This window comes from Pseudomonas sp. CFBP 13711 (genome assembly GCF_014842265.1).
Taxonomy (GTDB): Bacteria; Pseudomonadota; Gammaproteobacteria; order Pseudomonadales; family Pseudomonadaceae; genus Aquipseudomonas.
In genome coordinates this window covers 249,033-273,809 of sequence record NZ_JACYVI010000008.1, presented here as the reverse complement: position 1 = coordinate 273,809, position 24,777 = coordinate 249,033, and the positions used below count along the sequence as shown (strand labels likewise).

At 60.5% G+C, this 24,777-nt stretch carries 22 protein-coding genes and 1 pseudogene; 11 read left to right on the top strand and 12 right to left on the bottom strand.

The window, feature by feature from the left end; all coding sequences use genetic code 11:
- Positions 1 to 219: 219 nt before the first annotated feature.
- From IFT47_RS17005 to IFT47_RS16995, 3 genes are all read right to left on the bottom strand, one after another.
- On the bottom strand, positions 220 to 819 hold the full coding sequence (locus tag IFT47_RS17005) for an HAD family hydrolase (RefSeq protein WP_192173277.1): 600 nt from the start codon (positions 817 to 819) through the stop codon (positions 220 to 222).
- Positions 816 to 1,685 carry an acyl-CoA thioesterase II gene (gene tesB / locus IFT47_RS17000; protein ID WP_192173278.1) on the bottom strand — a complete coding sequence of 290 codons (870 nt, stop codon included), beginning with the start codon at positions 1,683 to 1,685 and terminating at the stop codon, positions 816 to 818. Before tesB ends, IFT47_RS17005 begins: the two co-directional genes overlap by 4 nt.
- Positions 1,686 to 1,813: 128 nt before the next feature.
- On the bottom strand, positions 1,814 to 2,377 hold the full coding sequence (locus tag IFT47_RS16995; RefSeq protein ID WP_192173279.1) for a GNAT family N-acetyltransferase: 564 nt from the start codon (positions 2,375 to 2,377) through the stop codon (positions 1,814 to 1,816).
- A gap of 128 nt (positions 2,378 to 2,505) precedes the next feature.
- Between IFT47_RS16995 and IFT47_RS16990 the strand changes: the two genes are divergently transcribed.
- Positions 2,506 to 3,423 (top strand): histone deacetylase family protein, encoded by a 918-nt coding sequence (locus IFT47_RS16990; RefSeq protein ID WP_192173280.1) that lies wholly within the window; start codon positions 2,506 to 2,508, stop codon positions 3,421 to 3,423.
- Positions 3,424 to 3,618: 195 nt separating this feature from the next.
- The gene (locus IFT47_RS16985; protein WP_192173281.1) at positions 3,619 to 4,857 is read left to right on the top strand and encodes a TIGR03862 family flavoprotein; all 1,239 of its coding nucleotides are present in this window, start codon (positions 3,619 to 3,621) and stop codon (positions 4,855 to 4,857) included.
- A gap of 23 nt (positions 4,858 to 4,880) precedes the next feature.
- On the opposite strand, the gene IFT47_RS16980 is transcribed toward IFT47_RS16985, so the two are convergent.
- A complete protein-coding gene (locus IFT47_RS16980; RefSeq protein ID WP_192173282.1) occupies positions 4,881 to 6,056 on the bottom strand; it encodes an acyltransferase family protein in 1,176 nt (391 codons plus the stop codon).
- A 298-nt stretch (positions 6,057 to 6,354) separates the two neighbouring features.
- Here IFT47_RS16980 and IFT47_RS27970 point away from each other — a divergent pair, with 298 nt between their 5' ends.
- From IFT47_RS27970 to IFT47_RS16965, 4 genes and pseudogenes are all read left to right on the top strand, one after another.
- The gene (locus tag IFT47_RS27970; protein WP_192173283.1) at positions 6,355 to 6,741 is read left to right on the top strand and encodes a hypothetical protein; all 387 of its coding nucleotides are present in this window, start codon (positions 6,355 to 6,357) and stop codon (positions 6,739 to 6,741) included.
- Between the two features lie 162 nt (positions 6,742 to 6,903).
- Positions 6,904 to 7,995: pseudogene (locus IFT47_RS28190) on the top strand (methyl-accepting chemotaxis protein); the annotation flags it as partial.
- Positions 7,981 to 8,898, top strand: coding sequence for a methyl-accepting chemotaxis protein (locus IFT47_RS28185; protein ID WP_446731163.1), 918 nt, complete (start codon positions 7,981 to 7,983; stop codon positions 8,896 to 8,898). The pseudogene IFT47_RS28190 and the gene IFT47_RS28185, both read left to right, overlap by 15 nt.
- A gap of 173 nt (positions 8,899 to 9,071) precedes the next feature.
- A complete protein-coding gene (locus IFT47_RS16965; RefSeq protein ID WP_192173285.1) occupies positions 9,072 to 9,863 on the top strand; it encodes a substrate-binding domain-containing protein in 792 nt (263 codons plus the stop codon).
- 309 nt (positions 9,864 to 10,172) lie between these two features.
- On the opposite strand, the gene IFT47_RS16960 is transcribed toward IFT47_RS16965, so the two are convergent.
- Together IFT47_RS16960 and IFT47_RS16955 are read right to left on the bottom strand one after the other, a co-directional pair.
- Positions 10,173 to 10,640 carry a metallophosphoesterase family protein gene (locus tag IFT47_RS16960; RefSeq protein ID WP_192173286.1) on the bottom strand — a complete coding sequence of 156 codons (468 nt, stop codon included), beginning with the start codon at positions 10,638 to 10,640 and terminating at the stop codon, positions 10,173 to 10,175.
- Positions 10,641 to 10,643: 3 nt separating this feature from the next.
- Positions 10,644 to 11,852: an MFS transporter gene (locus IFT47_RS16955; RefSeq protein WP_192173287.1), complete on the bottom strand. Its 1,209-nt coding sequence runs from the start codon at positions 11,850 to 11,852 to the stop codon at positions 10,644 to 10,646.
- A 424-nt stretch (positions 11,853 to 12,276) separates the two neighbouring features.
- Here IFT47_RS16955 and IFT47_RS16950 point away from each other — a divergent pair, with 424 nt between their 5' ends.
- Entirely contained in the window at positions 12,277 to 12,930 is a 654-nt protein-coding gene (locus IFT47_RS16950; protein ID WP_192173288.1) for a hypothetical protein, read from the top strand.
- A 189-nt stretch (positions 12,931 to 13,119) separates the two neighbouring features.
- Complete coding sequence (locus IFT47_RS16945) at positions 13,120 to 14,136, top strand: LacI family DNA-binding transcriptional regulator (protein ID WP_192173289.1); 1,017 nt, start codon at positions 13,120 to 13,122, stop codon at positions 14,134 to 14,136.
- Positions 14,137 to 14,341: 205 nt separating this feature from the next.
- Here IFT47_RS16945 and IFT47_RS16940 read toward each other — a convergent pair whose 3' ends face one another.
- From IFT47_RS16940 to IFT47_RS16915, 6 genes are all read right to left on the bottom strand, one after another.
- Entirely contained in the window at positions 14,342 to 15,079 is a 738-nt protein-coding gene (locus IFT47_RS16940; RefSeq protein ID WP_192173290.1) for an SDR family oxidoreductase, read from the bottom strand.
- A gap of 2 nt (positions 15,080 to 15,081) precedes the next feature.
- The gene (locus IFT47_RS16935) at positions 15,082 to 16,614 is read right to left on the bottom strand and encodes an FGGY-family carbohydrate kinase (protein WP_192173291.1); all 1,533 of its coding nucleotides are present in this window, start codon (positions 16,612 to 16,614) and stop codon (positions 15,082 to 15,084) included.
- A 149-nt stretch (positions 16,615 to 16,763) separates the two neighbouring features.
- Positions 16,764 to 17,852, bottom strand: coding sequence for an alcohol dehydrogenase catalytic domain-containing protein (locus tag IFT47_RS16930; protein ID WP_192173292.1), 1,089 nt, complete (start codon positions 17,850 to 17,852; stop codon positions 16,764 to 16,766).
- A 68-nt stretch (positions 17,853 to 17,920) separates the two neighbouring features.
- Entirely contained in the window at positions 17,921 to 18,880 is a 960-nt protein-coding gene (locus tag IFT47_RS16925; protein WP_192173466.1) for an ABC transporter permease subunit, read from the bottom strand.
- Between the two features lie 4 nt (positions 18,881 to 18,884).
- Positions 18,885 to 20,396, bottom strand: a complete 1,512-nt coding sequence (locus IFT47_RS16920; protein WP_192173293.1) for a sugar ABC transporter ATP-binding protein — start codon at positions 20,394 to 20,396, stop codon at positions 18,885 to 18,887.
- Between the two features lie 96 nt (positions 20,397 to 20,492).
- Positions 20,493 to 21,440, bottom strand: coding sequence for a substrate-binding domain-containing protein (locus tag IFT47_RS16915; protein WP_192173294.1), 948 nt, complete (start codon positions 21,438 to 21,440; stop codon positions 20,493 to 20,495).
- A gap of 285 nt (positions 21,441 to 21,725) precedes the next feature.
- Here IFT47_RS16915 and IFT47_RS16910 point away from each other — a divergent pair, with 285 nt between their 5' ends.
- The 3 genes from IFT47_RS16910 to IFT47_RS16900 all read left to right on the top strand — a co-directional run bounded on the left by IFT47_RS16910 (position 21,726) and on the right by IFT47_RS16900 (position 24,638).
- Positions 21,726 to 22,550, top strand: coding sequence for an NAD-dependent epimerase/dehydratase family protein (locus IFT47_RS16910; RefSeq protein ID WP_192173295.1), 825 nt, complete (start codon positions 21,726 to 21,728; stop codon positions 22,548 to 22,550).
- A 66-nt stretch (positions 22,551 to 22,616) separates the two neighbouring features.
- Entirely contained in the window at positions 22,617 to 23,504 is an 888-nt protein-coding gene (locus tag IFT47_RS16905) for an SMP-30/gluconolactonase/LRE family protein (protein WP_192173296.1), read from the top strand.
- A gap of 372 nt (positions 23,505 to 23,876) precedes the next feature.
- On the top strand, positions 23,877 to 24,638 hold the full coding sequence (locus tag IFT47_RS16900; RefSeq protein ID WP_192173297.1) for a hypothetical protein: 762 nt from the start codon (positions 23,877 to 23,879) through the stop codon (positions 24,636 to 24,638).
- The last annotated feature ends 139 nt before the right edge of the window (positions 24,639 to 24,777 follow it).

The following is a 24,777-nucleotide window of genomic DNA, read 5'->3' as shown; positions in this document are numbered from 1 at the left end:
AGGCCAGCATGGGCAGCGTCAATGTTGCGGTGTAGCGCCAGACGCCTTCCCGGCTGAAGCCGGTCCTACAAATGAACACAGCCGCCGGTCCTACTGTCTAGAAGCGGCACTACGTAGGACCGGCTTTAGCCGGGAAGAGGCCGGCCTGTACACCATCAATTTTGTGGTGAATTGCCGAACGCGCTCCCGGCTGAAGCCGGTTCTACCGAAAGAGTGGAATCAGCTCTTTGCGCCAATCATCTTCTTTAACGCCACACAATCCGCTGCGTGCCAGTCGGTCAATTCCGGCCACGGGTTTTCCGGGAGATTGACCAGCACCGTCCGGGCCCCGGCCGCTCGACCACAGGCCAGGTCGAACTGATAGTCACCCACCATCACCATTTCCGAAGGCTGCACGTTCCAGGCGCTCGCGAGCTTCAGCAGGCCACCCGGATCGGGTTTGGGCGCGGCCTCGTCACGGCCGAGCACGTCGTCCACGGCAAAGCAGTCGGCAATACCGATTGCGTCCAGCGTCACGTGGGCAAGCTCGCGGGCGTTACGGGTCAGAATGCCGAGACGATAACCCCGCCCTGCCAGCTCCCTCACCAACTCGACAGCACCTGTCGCGGGTTTGGATTCGATCGCCAACGCGCGCTCGTGCTCCAGCAACCACGCATGTTTGGCCGCCGCAACATCAGCCGGCAGCGCCGCAAGATGCCCAAGGATGTCGTCCTCCTGAGGGATATCCAGCGCACGCTTGATCGCCGGAAAATCATGGGCAGCAACGGTCAGCGTACCGTCCATGTCGAATACCCAGTGGCGTACTTGATTGAGGCTCATGACCAATCCTTACGGTGGCGAATCAAACCTTCCTGACTGACCGACGCCACAAGCTTGCCCTCGCGATTGAATACGCTGCCTCGGGAGAACCCGCGCGAATTACCGGCCCATGGGCTGTCCATGGCGTAAAGCAGCCAGTCGTCAGCGCGCAGTTCACCGTGGAACCACAGCGAGTGATCCAGGCTGGCGATCTGCATGTCTTTCTGCCAGACCGTCTTGCCATGGGGCAACAGCGAGGTGGTCAGCAGGTTGAAGTCCGACGCGTAAGCAAGCATGTAGCGGTGCAGGGCGGGGATGTCGGGCAGGGTGCCGTCGGCGCGAAACCAGATGTATTTCACCGGATCAGCAGGCTTCGGGTTGTAGGGATCAGACTCGGTGACTGGCCGGAATTCGATGGGCTTGGGGCACAGCAGTTTGTCCTTCATGTGCTCGGGAATCAGGTGCTCGCGCTGACGCATCAATTCAAGCTCCGACGGCAGGTTTTCCGGGCCGACCACCTGCGGCATATGGGTCTGGTGCTCGAAGCCTTCTTCGTCGTACTGGAACGACGCGCTGCAGGTGAAAATCGGATGGCCTTTCTGAATGGCCGTCACCCGGCGCGTGCTGAAACTGCCGCCGTCGCGGACCCGGTCCACCTGATACACCACGGGCAAGTGCGCGTCGCCGGGGCGCAGGAAATAGCCATGCAGCGAATGCACATGGCGCGCGTCTTCAACCGTCTTGCTCGCCGCCGACAGCGACTGACCCAGTACCTGACCGCCAAACAGCTGGCGAAAGCCAAGGTCCTGGCTGCGTCCGCGGAAGAGGTTTTCTTCGATCGGCTCCAGACTCAACAGCGACACCAGATCATCCAGCACGTGACTCATTCAGGGTTCCTCACACGGTCGTCTCGCCAACCGTCATCGCATCAATCAGGCCATGGGCGCCGTAGGCCGGCGCATATGGAAGTGGGACGAAATGATACAGAGGTTTGTAGCCCGATTCCCGCAGCTGTTTAAAGCGTCGCCAACCAGCCCGCCCGGTTGATGCGATACAACACGTGGGGCCTGAGTGGATGGCCGTTGGGCAATTTCGGATGATCGAAGTTGTCAGCCGGATCGTTGCGCATGCCGATGGCCTGCATGACCTTCTGCGAGGGCAGATTATTGACCGCCGCAAATGCCACGATTTCGTCCATGTCCAGGTGCTCGAATCCGCAGCCAAGGACCGTCCAGGCGGCTTCGCTGGCATAACCCAGGCCCCAATGCTCGCGGGCCAGGCGCCAGCCGATCTCTACCGCTGGCGTAAATCCTGCCTCGAAGCCCACCACGGCCAGGCCGGTGAAACCGATGAATTCACCGGTGTCCCTGCGTTCAAGGGCCCAGAAGCCGAAACCATACTCGGCAAAATGCCCGCGCACTCGGCCGATCAGCTTGGCGCTTTCCATGCGGCTCAAGGGCTGCGGAAAGTAGCGCATCACTTGTGGATCGGCGCACATCTTCGCGAAGGCTGGCAAATCATCATCTCGCCATTGACGCATCAACAAGCGTGCGCTGTTGAGCTCAAGAATCGGCTCCATCGATCGTCTCCCTGTTGCCTCGCCTCTCAAAATGCCCGCCGGCTGGCGATCTCCCCGCCCAGGCAAATCGCTGTGCGGTGATCGTCAGAACTGGCAAGATTCCCCTTCGAACCAGACGCGTGCTCACCATGCCCCTGCCCCTCATTTACCACGAAGACTACAGCCCGGACTTTCCGCCCGACCATCGCTTCCCGATGGACAAGTTCCGGCTTCTGCGCGACCACCTTATCGACACCGGCCTGACCACAGATGCTCAATTGTTTCGCCCGCTGGTCTGCCCAACGGACATCCTCGTGCTGGCCCATGACCCCGGTTACATCAGCCGTTATATGGAAGGCGCGCTGTCGCGGGAAGATCAACGTCGCCTTGGCCTGCCCTGGACCCAGGATCTGGCCCGACGTACGGTACGCGCGGTAGGTGGCTCTTTGCTGACAGCGGAACTGGCGCTGCAACACGGACTGGCCTGTCACCTTGCCGGCGGCACTCACCATGCCCATTACGATTACCCGGCGGGGTTTTGCATCTTCAACGACCTGGCGATCATCAGTCAGTACCTGCTGCAAAGCGGACGCGTCGACCGGGTGCTGATTTTTGACTGCGACGTGCACCAGGGTGACGGCACTGCGCGGATTCTCGAACACACCGATGACGCGATCACCGTCTCGCTGCACTGCGAAAAGAACTTCCCTGCGCGCAAGGCCCAAAGTGACTGGGACATTCCGCTGCCGATGGGCATGGGTGACGACGACTACCTGAAGGTGGTCGACGACACGCTCAATTACCTGCTGCCGCTGTATCAGCCCGATCTGGTGCTGTACGACGCCGGCGTGGATGTGCACAAGGACGACGCGTTGGGCTATTTGCAGCTGACCGATGCGGGGGTTGCCCGCCGCGACGAGGCGGTGATGCGTCATTGCCTGGGCCGGGACATTCCGGTGATGGGCGTGATTGGCGGTGGCTACAGCAAGGACCGGCAAGCACTTGCTCAACGGCACGGGATTCTGCACCACAGTGCGCAGCGGATGTGGATAGAGCGCGGGCTTTGAGTGATGACATCACTTACCCACATCCCCTGTGGAACCGCCTGTGGATAACCTGAGTGCAAGGGCGTGATCCCCTGATATCAATGGGGCTCGCGCGCACTGTGCGTTTTTTGATCGATAAGTTTTCCACAGGCTGGCCGCGTTTCACGAAGCTCGCGTAGAATGCGCGCCCCCTACCCAACCGGTGTTCGCTTAGCCATGACGTCAACCGCCACCTCAAGCACCCAGACAGTCGCCATCATCGGCGGCGGCCCTGCCGGCCTGATGGCCGCTGAAGTGCTGAGCCACGCCGGTTTCAAGGTGGACCTCTACGACGCCATGCCCTCGGTCGGGCGCAAGTTTCTGCTGGCGGGCGTCGGCGGCATGAACATCACCCACTCCGAGCCGTCGCCTGCGTTCGTTGCCCGCTACGCCGAACGCGCCCCGGTAATCGCGCCCTTGCTGCGCAGCTTCGGCGCCCAGGCGCTGTGCGAGTGGATTCACGGCCTGGGCATCCAGACGTTCGTTGGCAGTTCCGGGCGTGTGTTCCCCACCGACATGAAGGCCGCGCCGCTGCTGCGCGCCTGGCTCAAGCGACTGCGCGAGTCCGGCGTCGTTATCCACACCCGTCATCGGTGGCTGGGGTGGAATGCCGACAATACGTTGCGAGTCGACGGTCCCGAAGGTGAAGTCACCCTGAACCCTGCCGCCACGCTGCTGGCGTTGGGCGGAGCAAGCTGGTCGCGGCTGGGCTCGGACGGTGCGTGGGTACCGCTGCTTGAACAACGCGGGGTCAACGTCGCGCCGCTGCAAGCCGCCAATTGCGGGTTCGAAGTCTCGGCCTGGAGCGAACTGCTGCGCAGCAAATTCGCCGGCGCGCCGCTGAAGAACATCGCGATGGGCCTGGAGGGGCAAAACCTGCGGCTGGGGGAAGGCGTGGTCACGCAGGGCGGTGTCGAGGGCAGCCTCGTTTACGCTTTGTCCGCGCAGATCCGTGAGGCGATCAATCAGTCGGGGTCGGCCACGGTCGAGATTGATCTGCTGCCCGGCAAAAGCGTTGCCGAGGTGCAAAAGGCCCTGAGCAAACCCCGCGGTTCCCGCTCGACGTCCAAGCATCTGCACAGCCAGCTGGGCCTCGACGGGGTGAAAGCGGCGCTGTTACGTGAGCTTACCCCCGCTGCGACATTCGCTGATCCAGCCCTGCTTGCGCGTGCGATCAAGGCCTTGCCGCTGACACTGATCACGCCGCGCCCGCTGGATGAGGCCATCAGCACGGCAGGCGGAGTGAAATTCGAAGCACTGAACGAGCACCTGATGATCCCGTCGCTGCCCGGCGTCTTCTGCGCTGGCGAGATGCTCGACTGGGAAGCGCCTACCGGCGGCTATCTGCTGACCGCCTGCTTCGCCAGCGGCCGCGCGGCAGGGCTGGGGATGGTTGAGTGGTTGCGCCGCAGTTAAGGCTCAGCGCAACCAAAGGGGATTCACGCCGCGCGATCAACCTGCGGCTTCAGGCCACCGCCAATACCCTGCTTGACCGGCGCTTTGCCGTTCGAGGCTCCGGTGACCCACTTGCCCAACTCGACGCCCTTCAGCTCGATGTACTTATGAGCCAGAGCAGCCAGGCCGATCGCTGCGAGGGTGACGGCAACCACCAGCGCGTTGTTGCCCAGCTCGGAACCTGTGTCCATGAAACGCTGGCCGTTGATCATCGGCGACAGATCGCGGCCGGTGAGCTTCTGCGCCACGATGAACATCGTCGACAGGCAAAACAGCAGCGCAGCGTGGGTCATGTAGATGGAGTACGACAACTTGCCCAACAGCCTGAACACGGCGGTTTTCAGGAACGTCGATACCAGCCCGGCTTCGAATGCGAACACCAGCACCAACACGCAGAACGTCAGACTGGCAATGGGCGAGCGGTCGCTGTAGTCGTTCATCACCATCCAGTACGTTGTGCACGTGAGCGCCACTTCGAGCACCGTCATCAGCCAGCGCACCGGCACGAATCGGTCGCGAACCAACAGGTAGGCGAGGTACGTGATATTGCCAGCGAAGAAGCAGGACAAACCCAGCATCGCGCGCCAGACCAGCGGTTCGTTTTCGGTGAAGATCATCGTGAATGCGACGACGGCCACGCAGGCAAACATCAGAAAGCGGCTTCTCAGTGAGAGCAGGCACAGCCCGCCGAAGAGCATGTAGATATAGAACTCGATGCTGATGCTCCACGACGGGTAGTTGAACGACATGGTTTCGGTGAGCGTCGTCCAGGCTTGCACCAGCAGCAGATTGGGCAGGATCTCCGACGGGGCGAAGAGACCGGTGAACGGCACGTTGTTCAAGGTGAAGCCTTTCTTCCAGGCCGCCCAGCGCACCCCTTCGAAGAGGATAAACACCAGCAGCATCACGACGTGCAGTGGGTACAGGCGGAACAGGCGCGAGATGACGAAACGCTTGAAGCCGAATTGCGGCTTCAGCCCATAGGAATGGGCCAGGACAAAGCCGCTGAGCACGAAGAAGAAGTTGAGGAGGATGTCCGCTCTGCGAAAAAACGGCAGCTCGATGAAAGCGCCCACCACGTGCAGGTGATAGAACACCACCAACAACGCGAAAACGCCCCTGAAACTATCTAGCGTGGTGAATCGCTGAACTGATCCCATGGCCCAACGTCCCGTCCTGAGTGAGAAAACGCCCGCGGCGGCAGTGAAGTCTCGCGGCCTTTACACGGTAGGGGGATGATGGACTTATCAACAGTTGAAATATTTCATGTCCGGTACAAAGGACAGCGCAAAGATTGACGCCAGCGTTTGACGAGCAGCGGGGCAAGCCATCGCTGAATCAACTATCAACGCCGACAATGTTCGCTACCAATCGTATTGAGTTCTGATTAATTTTGCGGCGAGTAACATCAGCTCCATACCGAGTCACCCACTCATCAAACGTACTGGAGCAACCCCCATGAAAACCAACACACTGATTCTTGGCCTGGCCTTCTCTGTACTGGCAATCAGCGCTTTCGCCCTCCCTGCTGTTGATGCCAGCCCATTTGTAAACGCGCCAATCGTTGCTGAAAACGGCTCTTCCCACACCAACATCAATCGTGTTGCTGCCGACGGCGCTGACCGCGTTGGTGCAAATCGCGTTGCTGCTGACGGTGCCGACCGCGTTGGTGCAAACCGCGTTGCTGCCGATGGCGCTGATCGCGTTGGTGCAAACCGCGTTGCTGCTGACGGTGCCGACCGCGTCGGTGCAAATCGCGTTGCTGAAAACGGTTCGTCGCACACCCAACTGGGTCGTGTTGCCGCTGACGGTGCAGACCACGTCGGTGCCAGCCGCCTGAGCTGATCGACACTCTGCTCCTCCCCCAGCCCGGCCTTTGCCGGGCTTGATTGTTTCTGGGCCCCGCGTTTTTTCTCCTGCCTATACCTCCGCTCGCACACGACTGTCGGACAATTCCGACATCGGTTTCAGATTCTCGCGAATCTGCCGATGCATTCGTACACATGAATGTTTTGCTGGCTCCATAACAAAAACCCTCCAGCTGACGATTTCAAATATTTACGGATCTGGAGAAATGGAATGAACAGCTGGTTCGCGAACATTAGCGTCAACATGAAGCTGGCCCTCGGTTTCGGTGTCGTGCTTGTACTGACTGCCCTGCTGGCTCTGGTGGGCTGGAACAGCCTGGGCAATATGACCTACCGCAGCGACCGTGTTGCCGACATCACCAAACTCAGCCAGAAGCTGACTGACCTTCGGATTACGCGGCTGCAGTACATGCTCAGCAATGGCGACGAAGCCGCTGCGCAGACCGTGCAGACTGCGCTCGAAAGCTTCAAGGCGCAGCAGCAATTTCTGCAGAAAACCTTCAGCAATCCACTGAACGTCGCGCCCATCAAGGCGTTGGGCGAGCAGATCGCCGCTTATGAGACCTCATTGAGCAAAATGCGCGAGGCCTATCAGGCGAGCGCCAAGGTTCGCGCCGACATGGGCGTTGACGCCATGAAGGCGGCCGACCTGATCGCCGCGATCAACGACGACGTAATGAAAATCGACCCGACGGACGAACGCCGTTTCGAGCAGTACCAGGCCGTCATCAAAGCCCGCGAAGACGTGATGCTGGTGCGCTATGAAGTGCGCGGCTACACCGCCAGCGTCTCGGCCAAAACCGAAGACACGGCCATGCGCCAACTGACCAGCGCCATGGACGGCCTCGCGCCGCTCAACGCCATGTTTGGCGGCACTCAGGGCGAACGTCTGAAACAGCTGGAAGCGGCGCTGAACGGCTATCGCCAATCGGTGCAGGGATTCAAGGTCGCGACGGACACGATCAACACGACGCGGGCCGAGATGACCGAGGAAGGAAGCGCCATTGTCAAATTGGCCCAGCAACTGAATGACTTGCAGATCACCCTCGGCCAGGCCGACAGCCAGCAAGCTCGCACGCTGCAATTGGCCGGCACGCTCCTGGCGCTGATCCTCGGTACGCTGGCGGCGATCATCATTACCCGTCAGATCACCCGTCCGCTTCAACAGACACTGGCCGTGGTCGACCGCATTGCGTCGGGCGATTTGTCCCACGACATGGTCGTCACCCGCAAAGATGAACTGGGCGTTCTGCAAATGGGCATCCAGCGCATGGGCGCCACGCTGCGCGAATTGATCGGCGGCATCCGTGACAGCGTCACGCAGATTGCCAGCGCTGCCGAGGAGCTGTCGGCCGTGACCGAACAGACCAGCGCCGGGGTCAACAGCCAGAAAGTGGAAACCGACCAGGTCGCCACCGCGATGCACGAAATGTCGGCCACTGTTCACGAGGTGGCGCGCAACGCCGAGCAAGCATCGGTCGCCGCTTCTGCCGCTGACAAGCAGGCACGGGAGGGCGACAAAGTGGTGGGTGAAGCGATCGTCCAGATCGAGAAGCTGGCCACTGAGGTGGTTCGCTCCACCGACGCGATGACCGTGCTGGAACAGGAAAGCGACAAGATCGGCAAGGTCATGGACGTGATCAAGGCCGTCGCCGAGCAGACCAACCTGCTGGCCCTCAACGCTGCCATCGAGGCCGCACGGGCCGGTGAAGCCGGTCGCGGTTTTGCCGTGGTCGCCGATGAAGTCCGTGGCCTGGCGCAACGCACCCAGCAATCCACCGAAGAGATCGAAGGCCTCGTCGCCGCGCTGCAAAACGGAACGCGCCAAGTCTCGGAGATCATGCTCAGCAGCCGCAACCTGACTGACAGCTCCGTTGCCCTGACCCGCAAGGCCGGTACCTCGCTGGAAAGCATTACCCAGACGGTGTCGAACATCCAGGCCATGAACCAGCAGATCGCTGCCGCTGCCGAGCAGCAAAGCTCGGTGGCCGAAGAGATCAGCCGCAGCATCGTCAACGTGCGCGACGTGTCAGAACAGACCGCCGCCGCCAGCGAAGAAACCGCCGCGTCCAGCGTCGAACTCGCCCGCCTGGGCAACCAGCTGCAGATGTTGGTCAGCCACTTCAAGGTGTAAAGCGGCTTTATCTGCGTCGGGCGAAAAGCCGCCCGGCGCAGGCACTGCAAGGGGTTGAAGACGAAACGCGCAGGCGTATCGGCAAGAAAGGGATTTACTGATCTCACAATTGCCACATACTGCCCGCGCTGTTTTATTTCGTCATATTCATCTCCAACGCCGGGTTTATCTCCATGAAAAGAATGTTGCCTTACCTCCTCAGTGCCGCCCTCTCCCTCGTTCCAGTCGCTTTTTCCCACGCCGCCACGGCACCTGCCCCCGTTCAACTGATCGTCCTGAGTTCCGGTGGGATCATGGGTGCGTTCAAGGCTGTTGCCCCCGATTACGAACAGCGCGCCGGCGTAAAGCTGCAAGGCGAGGTAGCCCCATCGATGGGCGCGACGCCCCAGGCGATTCCAAACCGACTGGCCCGCCACGAGCCGGCGGACGTGGTGCTGATGGTGGGTGCGGCGCTGGACAAGTTGATCAAGGACGGCAAGGTCGATCCCAAAACCCGTGTCGATCTGGGCAAATCCTACATCGCCATGGCCGTACGTCATGGCGCGCCCCACCCTGACATCAGCACCATGGAAGCCTTCAAGCAGACCCTGCTGGACACAAAAAGCATCGCCTATTCGGACAGCGCCAGCGGCGTTTACCTGTCCCGCGTGTTGTTTAGCCAGATGCACATCGCCGATCGCATTCAGAGCAAAAGCCGCATGATTCCCGCCGAGCCCGTCGGTGAAGTCGTTGCGCGTGGAGACGCTGAAATTGGGTTTCAACAGCTGAGCGAGCTCAAGCCGGTGGACGGCATCGACATCATCGGCCTGATCCCCGACCAGGCGCAGCAGATGACCCTCTACTCCGCCGGCGTCGTGACCATGAGCAAACACCCTGAACAGGCCAAACAGTTTCTGGAGTTTCTGAGTTCTTCGGCAGCCGCCCCGGCCATCAAAGCCAGCGGCCTGGACCCGATCGCGAAGTAACGAGGATGCCGCAGATCCTTTAGTTGGCGGATGACCTGTGGGAGCGACCGGGGTGGCGCTCCACCTTGCTCGCGAAAAGGCCCGTACATCCGCTAAATAACTTGGCGATTGGATGAACGTCTTCGTGAGCAAGCTCACTCCCACAGTGACCGTGTTCGCCGAAGCCCTATCAGTTGCCAGATCACTTGTGGTAGCTAGCTTGCTCGCGAAGAGGCCATTACATCCGCTAGATATTTGGTGGAGGGAAGATCGTCTTCGTAAGCAACCTCACTCTCACACTGGACTGCGTCGTAAGCGCACTGGATGGGCTTATGTGAGCGCCAGCTCGATCAACTCACCGCGCACGTCATCACCCTCGATGTGCAGCAGGCCGACCGTGATCGGCAATTTGAAACGTCGCGGTCCGGCGCTGCCCGGGTTGATGAACAGCACGCCATCGCGCATCTGCTGCAAGGGCCGGTGGGAGTGGCCGGTGACCACGACGCGCACCTCATCCGGCAATGATTTCGGCACATCGGCCAGTATGTGGGTGGTATAAATCGCCACATCGCCAACTCGCAAGAACGCTTCATAGGGCACGTCGCACGCCCAGGCGTCATCGGTGTCGTTGTTGCCTCGCACCACCGTCAGTGGCGCGATGGCCATCAATGCGTCGAGGATCTCCGGCTTGCCAATGTCGCCGCCGTGGATCAGGTAATCGCAGCCCTGCAACGCCGCGAGTGCCTGAGGCCGAAGCAAGCCGTGGGTGTCCGAGATCAAGCCTACTTTTACACTCATTGTTCAGCTCCCGGATGCCGACAGGGCAGCCTGTTTCGATTGCACGCGCTTCATGCTGATCATCGCCAGCAACGCAACCACGGCCACCAGTCCGGCGAAGAACTCGCCCACATGCTCCAGACCAAACACCCGCACGCTGAAACCCACCGCCACCACCGGCACGGAAATCGACACGTAAAGCACCACAAAGAATGCGGACGTCACCGCTGCCTTCTGATCAGGCGGGCTGCTGGCGGTGACCGCGCCCATGCCGGCGCGCAGGATCATGCCCTGGCCGATGCCTGCCACCAGACCCGCCGCGATCAACAGCCCCAACTGCGACGTGGCAATGCTCAGTCCCAGACAGATCATGCCGACAATCAGCCCGACGCAACCGAGGGTCATGTGCCGGTCCTTTGGCAGCACCTGCAGCAACGCCTGGCCAATGATCGACGCCACGAAAAACAAGCCGATTACAGCGCCAATCAACAGCCCGCCTTGCTCGTGCATGACGTGAATCATCACCGACGGCACCATGCTGGTGAACAGACCTGCCACGCTAAAACCCGCCAACCCGGCGATGGACGCGGAAATAAACACGCTGCGCACTGAGGCTGGAACCGATGGCTTCTGAATACCCAGTTTCAGAATGGCCGGACGCTGCACGGTCTCCCGAATCAGCGCGATACCGACCGTCGCCAGCACGAGCATTACCAAGTGCACGTAAAACACCAGATGCAACGCATCCGGCAGAAATTGCGAAGTAAAGCCGGCCAGCAAAGGCCCGATGCCAAGGCCGAACATATTGGCGGCCGTGGCCACCAGCGTGGCGTTCTTCCAGGTTTTGGGGGCCAGTTCAATGACGGCGACAGTTGCCGTGCCGGTCATGATGCCCGCGCTGAAACCGGAAAAAAGCCGTCCGATCAGCAAACCGCCAATCGAATCGCTGAACAAAAAGATCACCGCGCTAATCGCCCCCATCGCCAGCCCTGCCAGCAACAATGGCTTGCGCCCCAACTGATCGGACCAACTGCCGACCGCCAGCAGCGCTGCAATAACGCCCGCCGCGTAGATCGAGAAGATGATCGTCAGCCAGCTCGCGTCAAAGCCGAGCCGTTGTTGATAGAGGGCATAGAGCGGCGTGGGCAGCGTGGTGCCGACCATGGCGATGAGTAACGCGCAGGCGGCAAAGATGAAGTCGCGCGTAGAAGAAGAGGAAGCAGGCAAGGACATGAGCGCTCCGGGCACCGGTATAAACAAGACTGGCAGTGTCGCTGATACAGACCAGGCAAGGTAGACCTGAGAGCGTTACCGAGGTTCATGCTGAGGCAATTTTGAAGTATGCGTGAACATATTCATCATCATGTTAAACACTTTGACTTTGCATGCCTCACGCCCATCAGCGCGGATCAGAGGCCCGATTGAGCCATACTGACGAGATAACCAAGACGAAATCGCAGATTTGGAAAACTGCAATACCGATTATCACAAAAGACTTTTACTGAGTGGAAGAAGAACTAAAAGAATGAACTCGTCCGCTGTTTGGCTAACCCGGGAAAGTTCTTTAGAGTCCCGCCCTTAATACTCGCTCAACAGTGAAAAACTTGTGAATAACGATCTACAACTTGTTAAATCAGCATTAACGCGATTCGGCGTCATGCTGGCGCTTACGCTCTTCAGTATCGGCATGGTGTTCATCGACATCTTTATCGCTAAAACGGACATTCTCGAAACCTCGTTCACCGAGGTCAGTCAGGAAGTGATGCTGGCAATCATCGCCGGTCTGTTCTGGCTCTCGGCGCGTCAACCTGGGCAACGTGGCGTCGGCATCCTGATTGGCGGCTTCTTCGCCTGCATGCTGATTCGTGAGCTGGACGGGTTGTTTGACCCCATCAGTCACAGCTTCTGGCTGTGGCCTGCGCTGCTCACCGCTGGCACTTGCGTCTACAAGGCCTTGGGTCACAGGAACGCGTGGCGCGACGTCGTCTCGGGCCTCGCCCGTTTTTCCCTGCGTCCGGCGTTCGGCTTCATCATGGCCGGCCTGCTGGTGCTGATCTTCTCGCGACTCTTCGGCATGGGCTCGCTGTGGCACGGCATCCTTCAGGGCGGCTACGCGCGGCTGGCGAAAACCACCGTCGAAGAAGGCGTCGAACTGCTGGCCTACAGCATTTGCCTGGGCGGCGCGCTGGACTACTTTCTGGAGTTGCGCCGCGATCTTTCGCGCTTTGATGAGCTCACCGAACTGCAGATTTCCGTGCCCGTCAAAGCCAGACGTCGCGCTGTCGCCGAGGCAATGGAAACCAGCGTCTGACCCTGGCGTCGGCGCATCGACGGAGGGTCTTCAGGCACTCAGCCAGCGTCCGATAATTTAGCCGTCGGTTCGCCGACGCGCGCCGACATCGGCATCCCTTTCGCGCCCTCCATCGTGCTAGCCTTGGCACTCTTTGGAGGGATGCGACTGCCCCGCAGGTTGTCCCGGATTTCAGGCAGCCAATCGCCCATGAGCAAGAAAACCCCCGTCACCATTTCCGACATCGCACGCCGCGTGAACATGACGCCTGTCACTGTTTCCCGGGCGCTGAACAAACCCGATCTGGTCAAGCCCACCACCCTGGCGCGCATCCTGGAAGTGGCGCAAGAACTCGATTACGTCCCCAACGCCTTTGCCCGCAGCCTCAAGCGCAGCGAGAGCATGATCATCGGGGTCATTACCGCGTCGGTGGACAACCCGTTCTACAGCGAGATGATCAAGGCGATCTCCCGCGAGGCGAAGACCCGTGGCTACACCATCATGCTGGTGGACACTGACGGCTCCGAAGAACTCGAAGCCAAAGCGGTGGATACGCTGCTCAGTTATCGCGTGGCGGGCATAGTGCTGTCGCCGGTGTCAGACGAGCCGGCGTACCAACCGGTCTATCTGAGCCGGCTGAGCAATGGTGACATCCCGGTGGTGCAGCTGGACCGCGCGCTGCCTTCCAGCCCGTTCAGCCATGTGGTGCTCGACAACTATCACAGTGGTCTGAAAGGCGCGCGTTACCTGCTGGCGCAGAGCCCGGCGATGCGTCGCATGCTGGTGCTGACCGGTCCTGCGCATTCGCGGATCTCCGAGGAACGCCTGAAGGGCGTGAAGGCGGCGATTGCCAAGAGCGGCAAGCCGGTGCAGCTGGATGTGTTTGCCGGGGATTACACGCTGGAACCGTCGCACCAAAGCACGCTGGATTACCTGCGCGACCATCCAGTACCAGACGCCATTTTCGGCTTCAATCAGCTCATAACGCTGGGCGCCATGAAGGCCCTGCGTGACCGCGATATTGCCCACCACAGCGTGGCCATCTGCGGTATCGACCGGCTGCCGTTCGCCGACATCTTCGGCATCCCCATCGCCTGCATCGCCCACGATGCCTCGCTGGCCGGAAGCAGCGCGGTGAAGATGCTGATGGAGCGAATCGAGGATCGGCATTTGCCGAAGGCGCAGGTGGTGATTGTCGGGGAGCTGGAGAATGGGGTTGGCGGGTAATTTTTCATCGGCCATCCACCGGCAACCTTAGTCGTGAAACCTACGCACCCTTAGAGCAAACGGGATCCCTGTGGGAGTGAGCTTGCTCACGAAGAAGGCATTCCAGGCGAAGGTGATTTAGCGGTTTCACCGACGCCTTCGCGAGCAAGCTCGCTCCCACAATAAACACGCATTTAGTATCCACACAGGTGCTGAATCCAAGCCTTCAACGGCTCGTGTAACCCCCATCAATCGGCAGCGACACGCCGCTGATCATCGATGCTGCGCTGCTCAGCAGGAACAGGATCGGCGCTGCGACTTCTGCGGTTTCGGCGAAGCGGCCGAGGGGGATCGCCGCCAGCGCCGGGTCGCGTTTGCTTGGCTCGCCCCACGCCATCTGCGCCATGGGCGTCAGCGTCACGGTGGGGTTGACGCTGTTGACGCGAATCCCGTAGCGTCCCCATTCGCCACACTGCACACGGGTCATGGCATCCATCGCGCCCTTTGACGCGCAGTAGCTCAAGTGGTCGTCCAGCGCCACCAACGAAGCCTGGCTGGACACGTTGACGATGCTGCCGGCCACGCCTTCGGCAATCATCTTCTTCGCTATCGCTCCCGCGATCATCGCCGCCGCCCGCACGTTGATCGCCATGACCTGATCGAATGCCGCAGCGCTGACCTCGGTCGCGGATTCCAGTACCGAAATCCCCGCGCAGTTGACCAGGCCGTGCATTACTGGCAAGTCCGCCAGCACTGCGGCCAATGACGGCTGATCGGCCACGTCCACGCGCAAGACCTGACAGCCTTGTCCTGCCAGTTTTTCCAGAGCCGCTGCATCGCGGCCCAGGGCATACACCTCCGCGCCGCTGGCCAGCAACTGCTGCGCGACCTCCCAGCCGATGCCGCTGCTGGCGCCGGTGACCAGAATGCGCTGGCCGCTGAAATCAAATTGAGCCGTGTTCACAGTCACGCTCCCTGCAAGCGATGCATGATCGGTTTCAGCGCCGGGTACAGCGCCACGTAATCGGCGAACAGTCGTGAATACAGTGCGACGTTCTCGGCCTGAGGCTCGGCCCGCCGCTCCAGTTGAACCCAGCCTTTGTGGACCTGCGCCTCATCCACCAACCCGACCGCGTGGGCCGCCAGCAAGGCTGCACCGAGCGCCGCCTCGACCTCCTGCACGATGGTGTAGACCGGAAAGTTAGTGACGTCGGCGATGATTTGCATCCACAGGTCCGAGTGGCTGGCACCGCCGATCACGATCAGCCGAGGGTCCAGGGACTGCGCGCCTTTGGTGCCCGCTTCGATGTTGTGCCGAAGCGCGAACGTAACGCCTTCGAGCACCGCGCGATACAGATGGATTCGGCTGTGATAGAGGCTCAGGCCCACAAAACTGCCGCTGGCTTTAGCGTCCCACACGGGGCTGCGCTCGCCCATCAGATACGGCTGGAACAGTACGCCGTCGCTGCCGGCCGGAATCCTCATCGCCGCACGTTCGAGAATGACGTGGCTGTCTTCGCCGCTTTCCCTGCCTTGCTGCTCTTCAGCCTGACAGAACTGCTCGCGAAACCAGCTGACCGACGCACCGGCGGTGATCGCGCCGCCGAAGATGTAGAGGTCTTTGGCGCCGTTGAAGACATGGGGAAAACTGACCAGACCGTGGCGGGCATCGACCTGCTGATTGAGGTAGCCCCAGCACATGCTGGTGCCGATCATCGCCACGTGATTGCCGGCCTGAGTAACGCCCGCGGCGAAGGTCGCCATGGCGGCATCGACGCCACCACCGAGCAGCGGAATGCCAGGAGCAAGCCCAAGGCGGTCGGCCGATTCGGGCAACAGGCCGCCGACGACATCACCGGAGTGAACCAGCCGCTCGGGCATCATCGACGCCGCGATGCCCAACGCGTCGAGCATCTCGGCCGACCAGCCCCGGGCCTTTACGTCGTAAACACCACCGATGTTGCCGGCAGAGCTGTGGTCCACCGCGACCTCGCCGGTCAGGCAGTAATTGATGTAGCTGTTGGGCGGCAGCAGGTAGCGCGTGTCGGCCCAAACCTGCGGTTGTTTATCCTTGAGCCAGAGCATTTTGGTGAAGCCGTAATAGCTGTCCACCGAGTTGCCAGTGATCGTGTAAAGCCGTTCGAGGTCGACGTGCCGGTTGACCCACTCGACCTGTGCCTCGGCGCGGCGGTCCATCCAGATCAGGCACGGGTACAAGGGTTTGATCTGTGCATCGACCGCGATGCCGGAGCCGCCATACAGGCTGCTGACACACAGGGCTTTGACGCTGTCCCTCGGCAACGCGCTTTTGCGCATGCAGGCGGCGACGCAGATTTCCACGGCGTCGAGCCAGACCTGCGGCCATTGCTCGGCCCAGCGCGGTTTAGGGGTGTCGACCTTATAGCTGTGGCTGTGCTGCGCGACGATCCGGCCTTGGCCATCGACCAGCAATGCCTTGGTGCTTTGGGTGCCGATGTCGACACCGATGACGTAATCCATCTGGGTGCGCTCTCTTGTTATTGGTTTACCTGAGGCGTGCCACGGTTCCCTGTAGGAGCAATCGGAGGTTACGACGGTCGCGAAAGCGTTGTGTCAGGTAAACCGCATCGCGACCGTCGTAACCTCCGATGGCTCCTACAGAGACTGCGTTATCCGTTGACGGGTTTGAGCAGCACTTTGATCGACTTGGTCGAGTCCGCCAGGGCAAACGCTTCGGCGTAGTCGTCCAGACCGAAGTCGTGGGTGACGATGCCCTTTGACGTCACCAGCCCGCGCTCGAACAGGTCGATGGCAATCGGGTAGCAATACGGGCCCAGGTGAGCGCCACGTACGTCGAGTTCCTTGCGATCGCCGATGATCGACCAGTCAGCGCTGGTCTCGGCGCCAAACACGCTGAACTCCACGAAGCGGCCCAGCTTGCGGATCAGATCAAGGCCTTGGGTAACGCCGATCGGCACGCCCGTTGTCTCGATGTAAACGTCGCAGCCGTAGCCGTCGGTGAGGCCGTTGATGATCTCTTTCGCGTTGTCGCGGTTCGGGTTGATCACCACGTCGGCGCCGAATTTTTTCGCCAGTTCCAGGCGCTCGTCGACCATGTCGATGACTACCAGTTTCTTCGGCGTTTTCAGCGCAGCCACTTGCACCATGCACAGGCCCAGCGTGCCGGCGCCGGCGATCACCAGCACGTCGTCGAGCTGAACATCACCGCGGTTGACGGTGTGAATCGAGCAGGCCATCGGCTCGATCAACGCCGAATCTTCCAGCGAAACCGACTCGGGAATGTGATGCACGATGGCCGTCTTCGGGATGCGCATGTACTGCGCCATGCCGCCCTCGGCGACGTCTTTCTGGAAGCCGAAGATGTTGTGCACTTCGCACATCCAGTACTTGCCGGACTTGCAGAATTTGCACTTCTCGCACGGAACGATCTGCTCGGCGATGACCTTGTCACCCACCTTTACGCCGAAGTGCTCTTCAGCGCCCTCGCCCACCGAATCGACGTAGCCGAAGAACTCGTGGCCCGGCACCACGGGGGCCTTGACCCACGGGCTCTCGCCGCCCCAGAACATCGCCGCCCCTGAATGGCACTTGCAGTCACTGGCGCAGATCCCGCAGGCACCAATGCGAATCACCAGTTCATTGGCCCGCGCAACGGGCTTGCTGATCTGCTCCAGACGGTAGTCTTTCGGCGCATGGCAGACGACGGCTTGCATAGTATTTGTAGTGTTTTGTTCCATGTCGGTTCACCTGTTTTGATCGTTGGATGGCGTGTAGAAGCGTGCTCCTACAGGCGCTGCTTTTTTGTTTATTTATGCCGCTGCCGACTGATAAAAATCGCCAGCAAAATGATTCCGCCCTTGATCACGCTTTGCACATACGGCGAGACGCCCAGCATGTTCAGGCCGTTGTTAAGAACGCCCAACAGCATCGCGCCCACCAGCGTGCCAATGATCACGCCGCGACCGCCGGCAATCGACGCACCGCCCAGCACCACGGCCGCAATGGCGTCCAGCTCGAAACCGACGCCAGCGTTCGGTTGCCCGCTCATCAGCCGCGACGACAACACCAGCCCGGCAATCGCCGCCGTCAGCCCGCTGATCGAATACACCAGCAGCTTGAACCGCGAGGCGCGCACGCCGGACAGACGCACGGCTTCTTCATTACCGCCGATGGCATAAACGTAGCGACCGACACGCGTGTGTTGCAGCAGCACCGAGGCGAAAAAGTATGTCGCCAGCATGATCAGAATCGGCACCTGAATGCCGAACAGCGTGCCGCGTCCGAACCAGGCGAACCAGTCCGGCATGCCCGCAATCGGGTAGCCGTCGGTGTACATCAGGCCCAGCCCGCGCGCGATGCCCATGGTCGCCAGCGTCACGATGATCGGCGGCATTTTCAGGTACGCGACGAAGATGCCGTTGCCCACACCGAAGCCCACGCCAATCAGCAAACCGACAAGGATAGCGATCGGCGCCGGCACGCCTGCGACCATCAGGCCGGTGGTCAGCGTGCCGGACAAGGCCATCACCGGACCCACCGACAAATCGATGCCGCCGGTGAGGATCACGCAGGTCATGCCGACCGCGATGATTGCGTTGATCGACACTTGGCGGGCGATGTTTTCCAGGTTCGCGCCGGTGAGAAACTTGTCGCTGGCGAAGATCATGAAGACCGTCACCACCACCAGACCGACGAAGGGGTAAAACGCTGGCGAACGGATCAATCGAGCGAAGTTGAGCTGCATCCGGTTGGGCTGCGCGGTCATGGGTTTAATGGAGGTGTTCACTGTTCAGACTCCCGGTGGCGTGGCGCATCACTTCCTGCGGATTGATGGCCGAAGCCTCCAGCACGTTGACGATAGCGCCCTTGTTGAAAACGGCCACGCGGTCGCACATACCGATGATTTCCGGCAGTTCCGAAGAGATCATGATGATCGCGAAGCCTTGTTCGGTGAGTGTGCGCATCAGGGTGTAGATCTCCGCCTTCGCGCCGACGTCGATACCTCGGGTCGGCTCGTCGAAGATCAGGATGTCGCAGTGGTGATTGATCCAGCGCGCGATGACCACCTTCTGCTGATTGCCGCCGCTGAGATTAATCACCCGGCTTTCACAACTTGGCGCCTTGATCGACAGCTGCTTCATCAGCTGAGCGGTGGTGGTGTCCTCCTTGTGCCGATCAAGCAGGTGCGCCGCGCCTTCGTACTTGCCCAGATTGTTCAGGGAAATGTTCTCGCGAATGCTGAAATCCACGATCAGCCCTTCACTCTTTCGGCTCTCCGGCAACAGGCCGATGCCACTGGCCAGCGCTTGCGCCGGATCATTAAGGTGCGCCGGCTGACCCCGCAGCAGCACATCCTTGCTGACCACCGGCAACGCGCCTATCACGCCCAGCGCCAGCTCCGTGCGCCCGGACCCCACCAGCCCGGCAAAGCCGAGAATCTCGCCCTTGTGCAGATTGAAACTGTTGTGCGGGCCGTTGCGGGTGAGCTGGATATCACGCACTTGCAGCACCACTTCGCCTTGAGCGCGGGACTGCTTGGGCGGAAAGCTCGCTTCCAGACGCCGCCCCACCATCATCTCCACCAGCGTGTCGATGTCGCTGTTGGCGACGGTCAGGGCGCCGACATTGGCGCCATCACGCAGCACGCTGATGCGGTCGCAAACCTGAAAAATCTCTTCCAGATGGTGAGAGATGAAGATCACCGCCACGCCCTGGCTTTTCAGTTCGCGCATGATGTCGAACAGCAGCTCGGCCTCGGATGGCGTCAGGGTGGCAGTCGGCTCGTCGAGAATCAGCAAGCGTGCTTCAAGGGCCAGGGCCTTGGCGATCTCGACAAACTGCTGCTCGGCGACGCTCAAGTGCTGCACCGAACAATCCAGATTGATCTTCACGCCGAGGCGGTCGAACAGCGCGATGGCCTTCTCGCGCATCTCGCCTTTTCGCAGCAAGCCGAAACCGTTGACGATCTCGTGACCGAGGAAAATATTCTCCACGGCATTGAGATAGGGGATCAGGCTGAATTCCTGAAAGACGATGCCGATGCCGGCGGCAATGGCCTCGTTGTAGGTCGCGAAATGCTGCTCCGCGCCGTCAATGAGAATGCTGCCTTTGTCCTGATGTTCGACGCCCGCGAGGATCTTCATCAGGGTCGATTTGCCCGCGCCGTTTTCGCCGAGCAGCGCGTGAATTTCGCCGCGCTCGACCTGCAGGTTGATCGACTTGAGCGCCTGCACGCCGGGGTAGCTTTTACAGATGTTTTCCAATTGCAGAAGGCAGCTCATGGGCACCTCGTCGCAGCAGAACATCGCTGCGCAACTCACATCAATCCGTGGCGCCCGCCTGGGCAAACAAGACTCAGGCGAGAGGCGCCACGCCCCTTACCAGGTGAAGGTCTTGGCCTTGGCCTGATCCACCAGCAGGATGTCGACCGGAATGGTCGCCGGGACTTGTGAGCCCCACTTCTTGGCGAGCGCCAACCCGAGGGCCAGACGTACCTGGTCGCGAGGGTACTGAGCGGAAGTGGCGATGAACTTGCTGTTGGGCTTCTGGATTTCCTTGATGGCTTCGGGCGCGCCATCGACGCTGGTCAGCTTGACGTCCATGCCACTGGATTCGATAGCCGCCAGGGCGCCAAGGGAACCGTTGTCGTTGACGCTGAACAGGCCTTTGAGATTGGGCTGCGCCTGCAGCATGTTTTCAGTCACGGTCAGCGCCTGATCACGCTCCTGCTTGCCGTTCTGAATGCTGACGATCTTGATGTCTTTGTACTTGCCCAGGGCTTCCTTGCAGCCGCGCACGCGCTCAAGAATCGGCACCACCGCGATGCCGTCGAGAATTCCGACGTCGCCCTTCTCGCCGATGTTCTTGGCCAGGTAATCGCAAGCCTGCACGCCAGCGTCGAAGTTCTTCGAGCCGACGAACGAGTCCAGCGGGCCATTGGCTTGAGCGTCGACGGCAACCACGACCACGCCTTTGTCGTGGGCCTGTTTGACGGCGGACTGAACACCGACCGAGTCGGTCGGGTTGATGATCAGAATATCGATGCCCTTCTGCAGCATGTCTTCGATGTCGCTGATCTGCTTGGACACGTCATGGCGCGCGTCAGTGACCAGCAGCGTTGCACCGATGCTGGCAGTGGCGTCCTGAAGGGCGTCCTTCATGGTCACGAAATAGGGGTTGTTGATCTCTTGAAACGAAGCGCCGATTTTCAGCGGACCGGTCTTGGCGGCGTCGGCGGCTTGAACGTTGATGGCGGTGCCGCAGGCGACGGCCACAGCGAGGGAACAGAGAGCGGCGGAAAAGCCCTTCTTGAGGCGAGTTGTCATAGCGAAAAATCCCGTTGTTTTTATTGTTTAAGCGGAAATGTCATCGTTAACATTTTCGAAATTAGCAGAGAAACAAGGGGTCCGCAATATCCGCCAGCGACCGTTGGTAAGCCCGTGACGAGTACCGTTCGGGTAGTGCCCCGCACTGGCCCAGCGAGGACGACCCCATGGGATTGAAACCTTCGTCGCGTTGACAAAATTTGCGGGCCCTGTCGATAATCCTGCAAACGTCATACGACAACCGATGACACCATAAAAACAACATCAGAATCAGGGCTTCCCACGATGACTGAATTCAACGCCCAGGCCCCGCTCAACCGCATTTTGCTGACGGGCGCCGCTGGCGGCCTCGGTAAAGTCCTGCGCGAAAGCCTGCGTCCGTTTGCCAAGATCCTGCGCCTGTCCGATATCGCCGACATGGCACCGGCCGCCGGCCCCCACGAGGAAATCCAGATCTGCGACCTGGCCGACAAAAAGGCGGTTCACCAGTTGGTCGAAGGCGTTGACGCCATCGTTCACTTTGGCGGCGTCTCGGTCGAGCGATCCTTCGAAGAAATCCTCGGCCCGAACATCTGTGGCATCTTCCACATCTACGAAGCGGCACGCCGGCATGGCGTGAAGCGAGTGATTTTCGCCAGCTCCAACCACGTCATCGGTTTCTACCGTCAGGATGAAGTCATCGACGCCAGCGCTGTGCGTCGTCCGGACAGCTACTACGGCCTGTCGAAATCCTACGGTGAAGACATGGCCAGCTTCTATTTCGATCGCTACGGCATCGAGACCGTCAGCATCCGCATCGGCTCCTCATTCCCTGAAGCACAGAACCGCCGCATGCTTTCCAGCTGGTTGAGCTACGACGACCTGACCCAGCTGATCGAGCTCGGGCTGTTCACCCAGAACGTCGGCCACACGATCGTTTACGGCGCGTCGGACAACAGCAAGGTCTGGTGGGATAACCGCCTGGCCAATCACCTGGGCTATCAGCCGAAAGACAGTTCCGAGCCCTTTCGCGCCAAGGTCGAAGCGCAGCCGATGCCGGCGTCCGACGACCCCACCATGGTTTACCAGGGCGGTGCGTTCGTGGAGTCCGGGCCTTTTGGCGACGAGTAAGGGCCGACGACGACCAGGCCGACTGCGGGGTCGGCCTTCCATAGTAAAAATCCGGGAATGATTGTCATGGACGCAGAGCTGATTCTCGATGCACGCAACGCCACGGGTGAATCGCCGGTCTGGAACGCTCAGGAACAGGCACTCTACTGGGTCGACATTCCGGCCCGTCGCCTCCATCGCTGGAGCCCGCAAGACGGTCGCACCACGCACTGGGAAGCACCGGAAATGCTCGCCTGCATCGCTCGCTACGAAGACGGCAGCTGGCTGGCCGGCATGGAAAGCGGCCTGTTCCGCCTTCATCCTCAGGACGATGGTACCGTCACCACGCAACTGCTCAGCGGCGTGAAACACGCCAGCGACAACATGCGCTTCAACGACGGTCGCTGCGATCGCCAGGGCCGTTTCTGGGCCGGCACCATGTTCATGGACATGGCAAAAGCGTCGCCGGTGGGTTCGCTGTATCGCTACGGCGCCGGCCAGGCGGAGCCGCTGACTGCGCAGATTACCGACATGATCGTGCCCAATGGCCTGGGGTTCAGCCCGGACGGCTGCATCATGTACCTCTCCGATTCCCACCCTTCCGTGCAGAAAATCTGGGCCTTCGATTACGACATCGACACCGGCACGCCGCGCAACCGCCGACTGTTCGTCGACATGAATCACCACGCCGGCCGCCCCGATGGCGCAGCAGTCGACGCCGAGGGCTGCTACTGGATCTGCGGCAACGATGAAGGCGTGATCCATCGTTTCACCCCCGAGGGCAAGCTTGATCGCTCGCTCAAGGTGCCCGTGAAAAAGCCCGCCATGTGTGCCTTCGGCGGTTCGGGTCTGGACACCCTTTACGTCACCTCGATACGCCCCGGCGGCGACATCAGCGACCAGCCGCTGGCCGGTGGCGTGTTCGCGTTACACCCTGGCGTCCAGGGCCTCGAAGAACCCCTGTTCAAGGGCTGAGCCACACACTCGGCCCCGCTCTGCCGCTCAACCGGTCTGGACATCGTCGAGCGGGTAAAACGCACTGCCATCCAGATGGCCCGCCACGTGGCTTAAAGATCGCAAAGTGGCCTTGACATATCTCGCGACACAATAACGTTACACTCAGCACCCCTTCTGCTCGGGGCCTCTTGCGTCGATCTGTTTCATAAATGGACGAAAAAGCGAGCTTTTCCCGCGAAAATAAACATTTTGAAATATTCTCTCCGTGCACATGGATAAACGTGTGCTAGCTGCTAGGCTTCGGCCTCGCCCGGCTGAAACGGTATATCTCAAGCAGTAGGTCCGATGGGCTTCTCCGTTCCTCGGTCAACGTCATGAGGTTGCCGCCAGATGCCCTACACCACTTTTTCGGAAGCTCAGGTCCAGAGCTTGATCAAGGCCATCGACAGCGACGGATACGCTGTCTTGCCCGGCTGGGCCAGCCCTTCCCAACTCAAAGCACTGCAAGCGCTGGTCGCCCGCACGGTTGCCGACTGTGGCAACGATTACGTGGCACTCTCGGGCCGACAGGCCGTGCAAGGCACGCCGCTTCATGAATGGGGTACATCTCGGGATTTCATCGATTTATGCCGGCGCATTGTGGCCGGAGCCACCGGTCATCGCTCCAGCGAAAACGGCATGACCCAGACGTTACGCTGCCTGACCGGTAGCGGCGGTCGTCGCGAATCGCTGATCTTCCACTACGACTCGTTTGTGCTGACCACCATCATGCCGGTCTGCATGCCCACCAGCGGCGAACGCGGCGACCTGCTGATGCTGCCGAACCGTCGGCCGATCCGCCGCACCTACTTCTCCAACCTGCTGGACAAGGTGCGAGTGGACAACGGCTGGGTGCAGCGCCGTCTCAGGAGCAAAGTCGCCAGGGATGAAAAGGCGTTCACCCGCATCGCCATGCAACCCGGCCACCTGTACCTGTTCTGGGGCTATCGCTCGCTGCACACCAACATGCCCGTGGCCGAAGACGCCCTCCGCGCCACAGCGGTGTTTCACTATCACAACGTCCACGGCAGCAGCTCGCTGGCCAGCCGGCTGCGAAGATCCCTCGGCACCTGGAAGGGGCAGGGTCTGCAGGAGGATGCACCGCAGATGTGAGGTGATCCAATTGCGCAGGAATCTCTTGGGCTTATGACCTTCAGCCCATGACATTAACCTCACGCATAAACTCTCCTTCTATATTTATGCCAAATTGTGATTAGCGGACCGCCGATTTATATCCTTATGATCTGAGCCA

Coding starts and splice junctions, on each gene's coding strand:
- IFT47_RS16930 (WP_192173292.1), bottom strand. CDS start 17,852: ATGGAACAAAACACTACAAATACTATGCAAGCCGTCGTCTGCCATGCG.
- IFT47_RS16925 (WP_192173466.1), bottom strand. CDS start 18,880: ATGACCGCGCAGCCCAACCGGATGCAGCTCAACTTCGCTCGATTGATC.
- IFT47_RS16935 (WP_192173291.1), bottom strand. CDS start 16,614: ATGGATTACGTCATCGGTGTCGACATCGGCACCCAAAGCACCAAGGCA.
- IFT47_RS16945 (WP_192173289.1), top strand. CDS start 13,120: ATGAGCAAGAAAACCCCCGTCACCATTTCCGACATCGCACGCCGCGTG.
- IFT47_RS28185 (WP_446731163.1), top strand. CDS start 7,981: ATGGTCGTCACCCGCAAAGATGAACTGGGCGTTCTGCAAATGGGCATC.
- IFT47_RS16915 (WP_192173294.1), bottom strand. CDS start 21,440: ATGACAACTCGCCTCAAGAAGGGCTTTTCCGCCGCTCTCTGTTCCCTC.
- IFT47_RS16910 (WP_192173295.1), top strand. CDS start 21,726: ATGACTGAATTCAACGCCCAGGCCCCGCTCAACCGCATTTTGCTGACG.
- IFT47_RS16920 (WP_192173293.1), bottom strand. CDS start 20,396: ATGAGCTGCCTTCTGCAATTGGAAAACATCTGTAAAAGCTACCCCGGC.
- IFT47_RS16955 (WP_192173287.1), bottom strand. CDS start 11,852: ATGTCCTTGCCTGCTTCCTCTTCTTCTACGCGCGACTTCATCTTTGCC.
- IFT47_RS16985 (WP_192173281.1), top strand. CDS start 3,619: ATGACGTCAACCGCCACCTCAAGCACCCAGACAGTCGCCATCATCGGC.
- IFT47_RS16900 (WP_192173297.1), top strand. CDS start 23,877: ATGCCCTACACCACTTTTTCGGAAGCTCAGGTCCAGAGCTTGATCAAG.
- IFT47_RS16990 (WP_192173280.1), top strand. CDS start 2,506: ATGCCCCTGCCCCTCATTTACCACGAAGACTACAGCCCGGACTTTCCG.
- IFT47_RS16965 (WP_192173285.1), top strand. CDS start 9,072: ATGAAAAGAATGTTGCCTTACCTCCTCAGTGCCGCCCTCTCCCTCGTT.
- IFT47_RS27970 (WP_192173283.1), top strand. CDS start 6,355: ATGAAAACCAACACACTGATTCTTGGCCTGGCCTTCTCTGTACTGGCA.
- IFT47_RS16905 (WP_192173296.1), top strand. CDS start 22,617: ATGGACGCAGAGCTGATTCTCGATGCACGCAACGCCACGGGTGAATCG.
- IFT47_RS16960 (WP_192173286.1), bottom strand. CDS start 10,640: ATGAGTGTAAAAGTAGGCTTGATCTCGGACACCCACGGCTTGCTTCGG.
- IFT47_RS17005 (WP_192173277.1), bottom strand. CDS start 819: ATGAGCCTCAATCAAGTACGCCACTGGGTATTCGACATGGACGGTACG.
- IFT47_RS16995 (WP_192173279.1), bottom strand. CDS start 2,377: ATGGAGCCGATTCTTGAGCTCAACAGCGCACGCTTGTTGATGCGTCAA.
- tesB (WP_192173278.1), bottom strand. CDS start 1,685: ATGAGTCACGTGCTGGATGATCTGGTGTCGCTGTTGAGTCTGGAGCCG.
- IFT47_RS16950 (WP_192173288.1), top strand. CDS start 12,277: ATGCTGGCGCTTACGCTCTTCAGTATCGGCATGGTGTTCATCGACATC.
- IFT47_RS16980 (WP_192173282.1), bottom strand. CDS start 6,056: ATGGGATCAGTTCAGCGATTCACCACGCTAGATAGTTTCAGGGGCGTT.